This window comes from Acidaminobacterium chupaoyuni (assembly GCF_047936785.1).
Classification (GTDB): domain Bacteria; phylum Bacillota; class Clostridia; order Oscillospirales; family Butyricicoccaceae; genus Acidaminobacterium; species Acidaminobacterium chupaoyuni.
The window spans coordinates 1,652,855-1,665,216 of the sequence record NZ_CP176394.1 but is presented as its reverse complement, the minus strand read 5'-3'; the positions used below and the strand labels follow the sequence as shown (position 1 = coordinate 1,665,216).

General features: G+C 47.1%; 14 protein-coding genes. 11 read left to right on the top strand and 3 right to left on the bottom strand.

Translation table 11 applies throughout. The features are described 5' to 3' along the window. Window positions 1-23: 23 nt before the first annotated feature. From tsaE to upp, 4 genes are read left to right on the top strand one after another with little or no spacing between them, the layout of a single operon-like run. Entirely contained in the window at window positions 24-488 is a 465-nt protein-coding gene (gene tsaE / locus ACJA3I_RS07975; RefSeq protein WP_458862082.1) for a tRNA (adenosine(37)-N6)-threonylcarbamoyltransferase complex ATPase subunit type 1 TsaE, read from the top strand. Continuing rightward, window positions 482-1,177, top strand: a complete 696-nt coding sequence (gene tsaB / locus ACJA3I_RS07970; protein ID WP_458862081.1) for a tRNA (adenosine(37)-N6)-threonylcarbamoyltransferase complex dimerization subunit type 1 TsaB — start codon at window positions 482-484, stop codon at window positions 1,175-1,177. Before tsaE ends, tsaB begins: the two co-directional genes overlap by 7 nt. Then, window positions 1,174-1,623: a ribose 5-phosphate isomerase B gene (gene rpiB, locus ACJA3I_RS07965; protein WP_458862080.1), complete on the top strand. Its 450-nt coding sequence runs from the start codon at window positions 1,174-1,176 to the stop codon at window positions 1,621-1,623. Before tsaB ends, rpiB begins: the two co-directional genes overlap by 4 nt. Window positions 1,624-1,643: 20 nt before the next feature. Then, the gene (gene upp / locus ACJA3I_RS07960) at window positions 1,644-2,276 is read left to right on the top strand and encodes a uracil phosphoribosyltransferase (protein WP_458862079.1); all 633 of its coding nucleotides are present in this window, start codon (window positions 1,644-1,646) and stop codon (window positions 2,274-2,276) included. A 98-nt stretch (window positions 2,277-2,374) separates the two neighbouring features. On the opposite strand, the gene ACJA3I_RS07955 is transcribed toward upp, so the two are convergent. Then, window positions 2,375-3,709 carry a D-alanyl-D-alanine carboxypeptidase family protein gene (locus ACJA3I_RS07955; protein ID WP_458862078.1) on the bottom strand — a complete coding sequence of 445 codons (1,335 nt, stop codon included), beginning with the start codon at window positions 3,707-3,709 and terminating at the stop codon, window positions 2,375-2,377. A gap of 30 nt (window positions 3,710-3,739) precedes the next feature. On the opposite strand from ACJA3I_RS07955, the gene ACJA3I_RS07950 reads away from it, so the two are divergent. The 4 genes from ACJA3I_RS07950 to ACJA3I_RS07935 all read left to right on the top strand — a co-directional run bounded on the left by ACJA3I_RS07950 (window position 3,740) and on the right by ACJA3I_RS07935 (window position 7,322). After that, on the top strand, window positions 3,740-4,198 hold the full coding sequence (locus tag ACJA3I_RS07950; protein ID WP_458862077.1) for a ComEA family DNA-binding protein: 459 nt from the start codon (window positions 3,740-3,742) through the stop codon (window positions 4,196-4,198). Window positions 4,199-4,268: 70 nt separating this feature from the next. Continuing rightward, window positions 4,269-4,973, top strand: coding sequence for a response regulator (locus ACJA3I_RS07945; RefSeq protein WP_458862076.1), 705 nt, complete (start codon window positions 4,269-4,271; stop codon window positions 4,971-4,973). 94 nt (window positions 4,974-5,067) lie between these two features. Further along, on the top strand, window positions 5,068-6,414 hold the full coding sequence (locus ACJA3I_RS07940; RefSeq protein ID WP_458862075.1) for a sensor histidine kinase: 1,347 nt from the start codon (window positions 5,068-5,070) through the stop codon (window positions 6,412-6,414). Beyond that, window positions 6,411-7,322 (top strand): GerMN domain-containing protein, encoded by a 912-nt coding sequence (locus tag ACJA3I_RS07935; RefSeq protein WP_458862074.1) that lies wholly within the window; start codon window positions 6,411-6,413, stop codon window positions 7,320-7,322. Before ACJA3I_RS07940 ends, ACJA3I_RS07935 begins: the two co-directional genes overlap by 4 nt. A 75-nt stretch (window positions 7,323-7,397) precedes the next feature. Here the strand turns inward: ACJA3I_RS07935 and ACJA3I_RS07930 are convergent, their stop codons facing one another. Next, complete coding sequence (locus ACJA3I_RS07930; RefSeq protein WP_458862073.1) at window positions 7,398-7,763, bottom strand: DUF2493 domain-containing protein; 366 nt, start codon at window positions 7,761-7,763, stop codon at window positions 7,398-7,400. A 128-nt stretch (window positions 7,764-7,891) separates the two neighbouring features. On the opposite strand from ACJA3I_RS07930, the gene spoIVB reads away from it, so the two are divergent. The 3 genes from spoIVB to ACJA3I_RS07915 all read left to right on the top strand — a co-directional run bounded on the left by spoIVB (window position 7,892) and on the right by ACJA3I_RS07915 (window position 11,702). Continuing rightward, window positions 7,892-9,004: a SpoIVB peptidase gene (gene spoIVB, locus ACJA3I_RS07925; RefSeq protein WP_458862072.1), complete on the top strand. Its 1,113-nt coding sequence runs from the start codon at window positions 7,892-7,894 to the stop codon at window positions 9,002-9,004. Window positions 9,005-9,379: 375 nt separating this feature from the next. Then, a complete protein-coding gene (locus ACJA3I_RS07920; RefSeq protein WP_458862071.1) occupies window positions 9,380-10,084 on the top strand; it encodes a response regulator transcription factor in 705 nt (234 codons plus the stop codon). Continuing rightward, window positions 10,074-11,702 (top strand): sensor histidine kinase, encoded by a 1,629-nt coding sequence (locus ACJA3I_RS07915; protein WP_458862070.1) that lies wholly within the window; start codon window positions 10,074-10,076, stop codon window positions 11,700-11,702. Before ACJA3I_RS07920 ends, ACJA3I_RS07915 begins: the two co-directional genes overlap by 11 nt. A gap of 52 nt (window positions 11,703-11,754) precedes the next feature. Here the strand turns inward: ACJA3I_RS07915 and ACJA3I_RS07910 are convergent, their stop codons facing one another. Further along, window positions 11,755-12,249, bottom strand: coding sequence for a hypothetical protein (locus ACJA3I_RS07910; protein ID WP_458862069.1), 495 nt, complete (start codon window positions 12,247-12,249; stop codon window positions 11,755-11,757). Window positions 12,250-12,362 lie beyond the last annotated feature (113 nt).

Sequence of the window (12,362 nt, the reverse complement as noted above, 5' to 3'; positions counted from 1 at the left end):
CAAGTTAGAATGGATAATAGAAAGTGAATATCGAATTGAAAGTGATTGAAAAAAGAATTACCGGTTCCCCCGAAGAAACGGAACAGTATGGCGGGGAGCTTGCGCTGCGCTATGGCGAAAACAAAACCGTGTTTGCGCTGATGGGCGATCTGGGGGCGGGGAAGACCGCCTTGGTTCGCGGCGCCGCCCGGGGCCTCGGCTGCATTGATGCCGCTTCCAGCCCCACTTATGCCATTGTCAACGAATATCGCGGCCCGCGGCGCGTCTGCCATTTCGATATGTATCGCATCACGGATGCCGACGCGCTTTATGATATCGGCTGGGAAGATTATCTCGCTTCGGGCGCGTTATGCTTTGTGGAATGGAGCGAAAATATCCTTGAAGCCCTGCCGAAGGATACGCTGTATATTCAAATCGAAAAATTGGGCGATGAGATGCGCTGCATCACGGTTTGCTCAAAAGAGGAAGGAAACCCGGAATCATGCTGATCCTTGCTTTAGATACCACTTCACGCATCGCCTCTGCGGCGCTCTGCCGCGATGGCGCTATTCTGGCGGAATGTGAAAAAGATTCACAGATGAACCACAGCAAAACCATTTTGCCCCTTGTGGAGCAAATGTTGAAAGATAAACAAATCAAAATGAGCGAAATCGATGTATTTGCAGCGGCTGTAGGGCCGGGTTCCTTTACAGGCGTGCGCATCGGCATCGCCGCCATCAAGGGGTATGCCTGGGCGCTTCAAAAGCCCTGCGCCGGGGTTTCCACCCTGAAAGCGGCGGCATATTCCGCCATCGATCACGAGGGAACGCTTTGCGCGGTTGTAAAAGCCCGCGCGGATGAATTCTTCTATGCAATATATGAAAACAAAAACGGCACGCTGAAAACGATTTTCGAAGATGCGGTGGAATCGGCCGCGGAGATTTTGGAAAAGCTTTCGGGCTTCAAAACGCCGGTCACTCTTTGTGGAGACGGCGCGGAGGATTTTCTGACTTTCTGCGAAAAAAAAGAAGGCTTGAAAGTGAGCGACAGCGGATGCCGGCAAAACGCCAGAGCGGTGGCGCTCTGCGCCGATCTGCTGGCCAAGGAGAACAAGTTGATTTCTGCAAATGAGTTGACACCTTCTTATTTGCGTTTATCCCAAGCAGAACAAATGAAACAGAAAGGATTGATAAAATGAAAATCGCAATGGGTTGCGACCATGCCGGCTTACATTTGAAAGATCAGGTGAAAGCCCATTTGACAGAACTGGGTTATGAGATCACAGATTGCGGAACCTATGACACCGCTTCCTGCCATTATCCCTTGTTTGCCAAAAAAGTCACCACCGAAGTGATCGGCGGAAGAGCCGACCGCGGCATTTTGATCTGCGGCACAGGCGTGGGTATGTCGATCGCCGCAAACAAAGTGAAGGGCATCCGCGCCGCTGTGGTATCGGATTGCTTCACCGCCAAAGCGGTGCGTATGCATAACGATGCCAACATCTTATGCATGGGCGAACGCGTAACAGGCCCCGGCCTGGCTTGCCTGATCGCACAGCTGTTTGCCGAAACAGAGTTTGAAGGCGGCCGTCATCAGATTCGCCTTGACATGATCACAGATATCGAAAACGAACAAAATCGCTAAAAAGATAGGGGAAAAGAGCAATGAACGACAAGATCCATATCATGAACCATCCGCTGATTCAGCACAAGTTATCCATTTTGCGCAACAAAGACACCGGCGTAAAAGAATTCCGCGAGATCGTCAACGAGATCGCCATGCTGATGTGCTTTGAAGCCACACGAGAGCTGCCTTTGGAAGAGGTTGAAATCGAAACCCCTATCGAAAAGACAACGGTAAAAGTGCTGGCGGGCAAAAAGCTGGCCATTGTTCCCATTCTTCGCGCAGGCCTCGGCATGGTCGATGGCATGCTGAACCTGATCCCTGCCGCGAAAGTGGGCCATATCGGCTTATATCGTGACCCCGAAACCTTAGAGCCTGTGGAATATTATTGCAAGATGCCCAACGATATCAGCGAACGCGAAGTGATCGTGGTTGACCCGATGCTGGCCACCGGCGGTTCCGCTTCTGCCGCCATCACCTTCATCAAGCGTTACGGCGTGAAAAACATCCGCCTGATGAACATTATTGCAGCGCCCGAAGGCATTGCGCGCATCACCGCCGACCACCCCGATGTGAACATCTACTGCGCAGCATTGGATGAAAAACTGAACGATCATGGATACATCGTTCCGGGCCTTGGCGACGCGGGCGACCGCATCTTCGGCACAAAATAATTTTGCATCAAAAAAGGCTTTTGCCAAAAGGGAAGAACCCCTTATGGCAAAAGCCTTTTTATCTTTAAATGTGAAACAAAAATGCCGAGTGAATTTTATCAGCGGCGATAGCGTCTTTTGCTGGAATAGCGGCGGCTGCGATTATTACGCCGGCGCAGCGATTTGGTAACAAACAAAATCAGCAGGAAAGCAAGAAGCGCAGCGAGAAGAATGCGGAAAACCGTGGATTTGAAGAAATTTGTCACACAGGCGGCCGCATACAGAATTTTTGAACGCTCGGCCGAAGAAGAGGCCACCAAATCGATGCTGCCGTATTCTTTATCGTTGATATAGAGGCGGGCGGTGCCCAGCTTTTCACCCTTTTTAATGGGCGCGGCCAGAGTTTTGGGGCAATCCACTTTATATTCCACCGTGGCAGATTTTAAAATGCCCTTGGGTGCAAGCGTTGAAAAATCTTTGGCGGGGGAAAGCACCATGAAATCCTGACCCGAGCAATATTGCAGGGGCACTTCTTTGATGGGCGCATCCTTTTCGGCCAGCGTCTGCATGGCAAAATTATCTTTGACATATTTATAAAGCTTCAGTGTATCACTGTAGCAGCCGATATCGCCTGTGTCGGCATCTTTTTTGCCGCCCAGAACGACTGAAATATATTCCAGATCACCGTTATCAAACCCGGCGATGAGGCAGAACCCCGCCGGTGTGGTGGTGCCGGTTTTGATGCCGATGGCATCCGCATTGAAATAGCGGCCGTCTTTGATGCGTGAGATCAGGTGGTTGGTGGTGGTGATGGTCGTGGTGGAAGCATGCATGTTTGTAACGGGAAGATCGGTTTGAACGGTGGAAACGATCTTGCGGATCAAATCGTTCTTCATGGCCGCTTTGGCGATCAAATAAAGATCACGGGCGCTGGTATAATGGTTTTCATCATGCAGGCCGTTGGGGTTTGTGAAATGGGTATTGGTGCAGCCTAATTCTTTGGCTTTTTCATTCATCAGATCGGCAAATTTTTGGGGGCTGCCGCTGATATGATCGGCGATTGTGTTGGCGGCATCGTTGCCCGAAGGGATCAATAAATAAGCCAGCATATCCTGAAAAGCCATTTGCTCGCCTGTTTTCAGAAAAACGCTGCTGCCTTGCTCAAATAACCCCTCGACAGCGCTCTGAGGGACTGTTAAAATATCAGTAGGCTTGCAATGTTCCACCGCCACAAGGGCTGTCATCAGCTTTGTAGTGCTGGCAGGGTATAAACGATCATCTGCATGATATTCATAAAGGATTTCATCGGTGGTGGTTTCGCCGATAATAGCGCCTTTTGAAGAAAGTTCAACGGCGTTATCCGGAACGGCGGGTGTTTCCGGCGTTGCGGCGAAGATCGTGCCGCATAAAAAAACAGCGATAAAAATCCATGAAAACCACTTTTTAAAATTCATTTTACCCTCCAGAAATCTTGAAATCACGGAATGAACATAGAACGACTGTTATTTTATCAAAGAATGACGGGGAATTCAACAGACGAGTTAAACAAGGTGAAGCCAATGAGAAAGAGTTTTTTGGGAATGATGGCAGGAATTCCGGCCGCGCTGGTCGTCGGCATCTTTTGCGGGCGTTTTATGATGATGCAAGGGAAAATTATGGTCTCTTTGCCCGCGGATGGATGGGTGGATCAGCAAAATTTGTTAGAAATTGAAAGTTATGTCTTGCCGAATGAGAAAGAAAACGATATGATAAGAGTAAATATAAATGAAGCCGACGAGGAAGAACTGGATCAAATTCCGGGCATCGGCCCTGCGTTGGCAAAGCGAATCGTGGAATACCGTCAGGAAAACGGCCCATTTGAATCGAAAGAAGAGCTTCGCGCCGTGAATGGCATCGGTGAAGTTCTTTATCACCGCATGGAAGAGTGGGTCACGCTGGAGTGAGAAAAAATTTTGGTCTTCACCGCGCAGCATCCTATCAAATGCGTTTAGTGAAACAACGATGGAGGTCGCTATGAGAGTATTGGTTGTTGATGATGAAAAGCTGTTGGTCAAAGGAATTAAATTTAATCTTGAAAATGACGGATATCAGGTCGATGCCGCTTATGACGGCACGCAGGCTTTGAATTTGGCGCACGATCAGAAATACGATATCATTATTTTAGATTTAATGCTGCCTGAAGTGAGCGGCCTTGAAGTTTGCAGAAAAATTCGCGAAAATTCCAATGTCCCCATCATGATGCTTACCGCAAAGAGCGAGGGCGTTGATAAACTGATCGGTTTTGAATATGGGGCCGATGATTATGTGACAAAACCTTTTGATATCTTAGAGCTGAAAGCCCGCATTCGCGCGATTTTGCGCCGAAGCGCCGCCCAGAACACTTCTGTGGTGATGGAAGATCAGATTCGAATCGGCGATCTTCAGATCGATACAGCCCAGCGTTCCGTGAAGAAAAACGGAAAAGGCGCTGACCTGACAGCCAAAGAGTTCGATCTGCTGGTGATGCTGGCCAGAAACCCCGGGCGCGTTTTCAGCCGTGAAGGGCTTTTGAATTCAGTATGGGGCGAAGATTATCCCGGCGATATCCGAACGGTGGATGTGCATGTTCGCCGCTTGCGCGAAAAACTGGAAACCGATGACGCGAATCCCGAATACATCCTCACCAAATGGGGGGTAGGTTATTATTTCAAAGCAAGTATCAGCGAGCAAATGGACTAAAAGCCTTCGCTTTCGCATCGTGACCGTTTTTGCTGTCGCGATGATCCTGTTGCTGCTTATTATGAATTCTTATCCCGTCCAGGCAGTGCGGCGGTTGATTATATCTTCAAAAGAAACAGAGCTTTCCTCCGGTGTGCAGACTTTGGCAAGCACACTGGAGGATTTTACTGCATTAAGCCATGAAAACATTTCTGTTTCCGTTCGTGTGCTTGATTTGAGCGATGACCAGCGCATTCTGGTGACAGACGCTTCGGGAACCGTGATCTATGATAATTCAAAAAGCAGTTCTCTTGCGGGGAAAATCTTGCTGCTGCCCGAAATCGTGGCCGCGCTGGAAGGGAATAATGTTTTTCACTGTGTCTATGATGATGTGGCTTTTATCTCAAGCGCAGCCGTGCCTGTGATGAAATCCACCACAGCCATCGGCGCGGTTTATGTGTATGATTATGATACCGAGCAGGCGGCTTTTCTCAGCAGCACGCGTTCGAACATTTTAAACCTTTCTATTTTTCTCTCTGTTCTGGTCACGGTGGCTTTGCTGATTTTCATGGTTTATTTCGGCAAAAGAATTTCTACTTTGACAGACGGCATCAGAGATATGAGCGCGGGAAATTACGACAGCCGCATCACGATTTCCGGCGAAGATGAACTGGCGGAAATGGCATCGGAATTTAACGAGCTGGCGGATCGTTTGGCCAAAACAGAAGAACTGCGCCGCGAGTTTGTTTCCAATGCCTCCCATGAACTGAAAACACCGCTGGCATCGATCAAGCTGCTTTCCGATTCTATTTTGCAGACAAAAGGCATCTCAAAAAATGATGTGGATGAATTCCTGACCGATATCAATGAAGAGATCGATCGCCTGACGCGCATCACCGAGCGTTTGCTGCAGCTGACGAAGCTTGATTTTGTGCCGCAATCGGCGGTGAACCGCTGTGATTTAACAAAGCTGGTTCAAAAAATCGTTGAAATTTTAAGAGAAAACGCCGCAATGGCCAAAGTCACTTTGAATAACCGTGTTGACCGGCAGCTTTGGGTCTATTTTGATAAAGACGGCCTGCATCAGGTGGTTTTTAATCTGATCGAGAATGCCATTAAGTATAACCATACAGGCGGCAGTGTTACCGTTTGGGCCGAAAAGGAAAACAGACTGGCGAAAGAGGAAAAGAAAGATTTTGTGCTGCTGCATGTGAAAGATACCGGCATCGGTATTCCGCAAGAGGCGATCGATCATATTTTTGAGCGCTTTTACCGCGTTGACAAAGCGCGCGCAAGGGCCACCGGCGGCACCGGCCTGGGGCTTTCCATTGTGGCGGATTGGCTGCATACTCTGGGCGGAGATATTCGCGTGACCAGCGTTTTGGGCGAAGGAACCGAATTTTGCGTGATTTTACCCGCGGCCCAAGAGGATCTGCCGGAAGAAAGCGGGGCACAGCAATGAAAAAAAGATGTTTATGTTTGTGTTTGGCCATTCTTTTTCTTCTGGGCGGATGCAAAAATCCCACCGAAAACAGTTCCTCAAAAACTCTTCAGCCGGTGAATATCTATTGTCTGGGCATCGCGGGCGAACAGCGAAAACCAAGACAACTGATCACAAAATCTAAAATGATGGATCTGGATTTGCCGCCGCGTCAATTGGCTGAATCGCTTTTGAACGAGATGAAAAACATCAGCGAGTATGATTGCGTTTCGGTTCTGCCCGAAAACATCACCGTTGATTCTGTTGCTTTTTATGGGAACAGCGTGGTCGTGAACCTTTCAAAAGAATATTATCCGCTGCTGGATATCCAGAAAAGCCTGTTGGCTTCGGCAATCGCCATGACTTTAACACAGATCGATTCGATCAGCTTTGTCAAGGTTTCTTGCGTGGCGCCGGAGCAGGAATCTTCCGATGATCTTTATTTAAGCAGCGACGCTATTATTTTGGATCCTTCGGCCATCCAGTTCAACACATTCGATTTAACGGTGTATTTGTTGAACCGCGAAGATGAAGAAATGCAGGCGGTGCATCGCGTGATTAAAACAGAGCAAGACACGCTGACGCCCGATGTGGTGTTTTCGGAACTGAGCCGGCAGTCTGATGTAGATAAGCTGCAAAGCCCTGTTCCGCGAGGCGCTCAGCTTAGATCCATCACCATTACCGATGGCATCTGCGTGGTGAATTTTATGGATACGCCGCAGAGCAATGGGCAGCTGGATGCGCTTTCTGTTCGCGCCATCACCAACACCCTTTGTTCGATCAAAAATGTACGCGGCGTTTTGATACGCATCGATAACATCCCGCTTTCTCACTATGGGCTGAGAGGGTATGACGGCGTTTTAAGCTTTAATAAAAATTTTGTTGAATGATCAAAAAACCTGTTTTGCCGATGCAAAACAGGTTTTTTCTTTTAAAAATAAAATTTGGAGTTTTAAAATCAGATTTCATATTTCATACGCGTTTTCCGCGGGTGTGAAAGGGATGACTTTGCAGGGCTTATGAAGCTTCATGCAAAGGCGGATCACAGAAGCTGTGCCTTTTGAAAATCCGTTCCAGAGGCAAACGACATAGTCGGCTTCCATGATGATCTGTTGGTTTCGCATCAACGGCGCAAAGGAACCAAAGGTTTTATAATCGGGCAGATATTCGATCAGCGGCAGCATCTTTTCGGCGGCATATTTCGCCGCCAACCGGTCTGCGCCTTTTGCGCCGCCGCTGATGATGGAAGTTGCCTGATCTGGAACATTTTCTTTGATTTGCTGATATTGTGCCAAAGTTGCATCGCGTGAGCCAACAATCGCTATTTTCATGTCATATTCTCCGATTTTCATGGCTTTTTCTGTGAAGTATACAGAATATAAACATAATACCATTTTTATTGCAGGCAATCAATCGAAGAAACGGGCAAGCTATAAAGGTGACAGAAAGGAGGAGTTCTGTGAAAAAAATTGAAAAAATATTTCCAAAAATTGCGATGGGCATCAGTTTCCTTTGCGTTCTGTTTGCGATATCGTTTATAGTATTTCCAGTAAAATATGAAAATACCGTTGCGGCATCACAAATCGATGCAATCAATGTTTCGAAAACAGAAAAGATAGAGGTGGTGTCGCCGCAATCAAAATCACTGATTCCTTTGGGGCGAACCACCGGTATCAAACTGTTTTCACAGGGAACCATGGTCATCGGCTTTGCCGCGGATCATGCGGTAAAAACTCCCGCTGAGGCGGCAGGGCTCAAAATCGGCGATGTGGTAACGGAAGCCAACGGCGCCGCCATCACCAGCAATGAAGATTTTGTGAAAGCGCTTTCACAGGCCACACAGCCGGAAATTCAGCTGAAAATTCTGCGCGGCAATCAAAAGCTTTCTTTAACGGTAAAGGGTGAGCGCGATGATTCGGCAGGATATAAAATCGGCGCATGGGTGCGCGACAGTTTGGCCGGCATCGGCACGATCACTTATGTTGACCCCGAAAACGGGGCATTTGGTGCTTTGGGCCACGGTGTGTGCGATGAAGAAACAGGAACTCTCATGCCTATCGGCGGCGGCAGCATCATGCGATCCGCCGTGGTGGATGTGAAAAAAGGGCAGAGCGGCGCACCGGGGGAACTTGTGGGCGAATATGACCTGGTGAATGACCAGGGAATTCTGTATTCCAACACAGGGTCGGGCATTTTCGGATGTCTGCAGGATAAAAAACTTTACGATCAGAGCCAGGCCGTTCCTGTAGCTTCTAAAAACGAAATCAAAGAAGGAAAAGCCCAGATCATTGCCAATGTGGAAAACGATAAGACAGAGGTATATGACATCGAAATTCTGAAACTCTATTCTGATGACGACGGCACGGGAAGAAACATGATGATTCGTGTGACCGATGAAAAATTGATTCAAAAAACCGGCGGCATCGTGCAAGGCATGAGCGGCAGCCCGATTTTGCAAAACGGAAAACTGATCGGTGCTGTAACGCATGTGCTGGTGAACGATCCTACCCGCGGATATGGTATTTTTATTGAAAATATGTTGGATACGGCACAGTCAATTTCGAAAAAGTAAAATAACAGGGCGGTTTTCCGCCCTACATATAGTTTTATTCTTTATTGGTATCGTTTTCTTGCGAAAAAGAAAAAATCAAGATATAATAACCGCAAGTGGTTATTATACAAGTTTCACGGCCCGCCTACGGCGATGGCCACTTTCTGTCATTCCTGCTTCGCATCCATGGCAGAATAAGCCGCAAGCGGTTATTATACAAGTTTCACGGCCCGCCTACGGCGATAGCCACTTTCTGTCATTCCTGCTTCGCATCCATGGCAGAATAAGCCGCAAGCGGTTACACTACTATTCATTCCATTCTCTGCTTATGGCACCGGCCGTCTTAATCGACACAACACAAAGCTGCATTTTGAGTTCTTTCAAGAGGAGTATATTATGGGCTATCAATTAATGGTTGCAGAAGACGATCTGGATATCGCAAGACTTTTATGCCTTTATCTGGAAAGCGCAGGCTATCGTGTTTTTCATGCGGAAAACGGGGTAGAAGCTTTAGAAATTGTGAAGAATGAAAAAATCGATCTTGCTATTTTAGATTTGATGATGCCACGCATGGATGGATATGCCCTCACGAAAAAAATTCGAGAATTCAGCAATATGCCCATTGTGATCCTTTCGGCCAAAGATCAGGATCATGATAAAATTTTAGGCTTGGATCTTGGCGCCGATGATTATATGACAAAACCTTTTAATCCCATGGAGATCGTTGCCCGTGTGCGTTCAAATCTGCGCCGTTATTATCAGCTGGGCGGCAACGAAGAGGAAACCGGAACACCCCAGAAAAAAGAAATCTGTGTGGGAGAATTGATTTTGGATCCGGAAAAAATAACGGTGAGCAAAAATGGCGAATTTATCGCTTTGACCCCCACAGAATATAAGATCCTGGCGAAACTGATGAGTTCGCCGGGGCGTGTGTTCGCCAAATCGCAGCTTTATGAAAGCATTAACGGTGAATTTTTCCCCAACGATGAAAATACGATGATGGTACATATTTCAAAGCTGCGGGAAAAGATTGAAGATAACCCTAAAATGCCCCGCTATATCAAAACCATTAGAGGGATAGGATATAAAATTGAGCCGTAAAAAATTTGAGATCAAAACAAATGTCGGCAGAAGCTTTGCTTCGCTGCTGATCAAAAATTATCTGATTTTTACTCTGGCGATTTTTGCCGCCATTGTCGGCATTTATTTCGCCGCATCTTCCATCATGGATCGCATGATTCCTTCGGTGCAGGTCGATCAGCTGATCGAAAAGCTTTCCAACACGGAAGATGAAGAGCTTCCCGATCTTCGTTTGAAATTCTTTTTGGATACGGGCAGCCATTTTGTTATCCTGAATAAAAACGGACAGGCTATTTATTCCGATCAACAAAGCTATAAGAAAAACTTTTCAAAAGAAGAGCTGAATTTTTTGATCGATTATAATACCCAGCACTATCTGACCGTTTCTGAAATTTCTCTGGGGAATAAAGAAAAGCAATATTTATTGGAAGAAGAAATCATCTCAGACAGCCCGATCCGCCAAATTTCCGGTTATCTTTTGCTGGATGAGAATTATAACATTATTTCAGGCACATTATTCCCTGAAAGAACCTTTTTATCGAAGAAGGAATTCGATTATCTGGCCGATACTTCAAGCCAGAATTTTCGCATTCGAAAATATGCTTATCAGGGCCCCAACGGCGAAGACCGCACCGCCGTGTTATATATCAAAGATGCCACCAATGAAGAATATTTGAGAGCCATGAAAATGTGGGATAAGTGCTGGCTGCTGTTTATTCCGGCTTATCTTTTCATCGTAATGGTATGCATACATTTTCTGATGAAAAAAACAAAGGGCTTTTTGCTGCCGCTCAACCGCGCGATCGTTGATTTTTTCCATAACGGCGCAAGCGCTTTGCAGAATTATCGCGGCCCCACCGAGTTTATGGAAATTGCGGATAATTTCAATTCACTGGCAAAACAGCTGGATGAAAGCGAAAAAGAGCGCCTTCGTCTGGATAAAGGCCGCCAGAAACTGCTGGCGGATATTTCACATGATTTGAAAACACCCATCACGGTGATCCGAGGTTATGCTGAAGCGTTGATGGATGGAATGGTAGAACCGGAAGACCAGCAAAAATATCTGGAAACCATTTATAAAAAATCGGAACGCATGACGGAACTTCTGGATATGTTCCATGAATACAGCAAAATCGATCATCCCGATCTGCCGATCCATTTAGAGCGCAAAGATCTTTGCAATGTTTTGCAGCTTTATTTTGCCGAAAAATATCCTGAGCTCGAAGTGGCGGGTTTCAACATTGAAGCGGATATCCCCGGCGACCCGATCTATTGCATGCTCGATGTTCGTTTGTGTAAACGCGCTTTAGATAATCTGGTGAATAATGCGCTGAAATATAACCCGAAGGGAACGACCCTGTATTTGAAAGTGCTTTTGAAAGAGCAAACGGTGAAAATTTTGCTCGGGGATGACGGCAGCGGAATCCCGTGCGAAGTGGCTTCTCAGCTGTTTGAACCATTTGTGACAGGGGATGAATCGCGGGGGAAAAGTCATGGTTCCGGCCTTGGGCTTGCCATCACCAAAAAGATCATTCTGGCTCATAAAGGCGTGATTCGATTAAGCCCAACGCCCCAACCGCCGATGAAAACACAATTTGAAATTGCATTGCCCTATATAGCAGAGAAAACCGCAGAATAAAAACAGGTGGAAAGCATTTTAGCTTTCCACCTGTTCGCGTTTTACCCGGTGATTATTTTCTGCGATTTCCGCAGCCGCAGGAACCGGCGGCAGAAACAGGGGTATCATTGGTTTTCATATAATCGGTGAGCTTCGGGGGGAAAAATTCATCTACGGGGAATTTGAATTTCTGGAACAGATCGCAGGGATCATCCGCATTGCCGGCGCATTCTTTATCGGGCATGCAAATGTCGTATGCGGGCATCAGCAGCTGGATATCTCTTTCCAGTTTGATGATGCTGAACTGGCCAAGGGTGGCAAAAAGCTTTTTGCCGTCATCGGTGAGAACGATATCATCTTCAAAACACTTGCAGATATTCTCGGGGATGTCGTTCAATGCGTAATCTGTGCAGTCGTCGCCTTCCATCACTTTGACGCCAAGCGCCACCGGATCAACAACTTCCACCACAGCGATGGGGAGATTGGTCTTTTCGAAATTCTGAAAATCGCTTTCCTGGGGAACATATTGCGAACTGAAAATGCGGACGCTGCCCTCACTGCCAAACAAAACGGTGCGCTTATCATATGTTGCTAAGCCGCAGATCGGGCGGGGGCGCCCAACGCCTGTAAAGGCATCTGCTGTGACTTTATAGAAATACCGAACATCGACTGTATAGAACC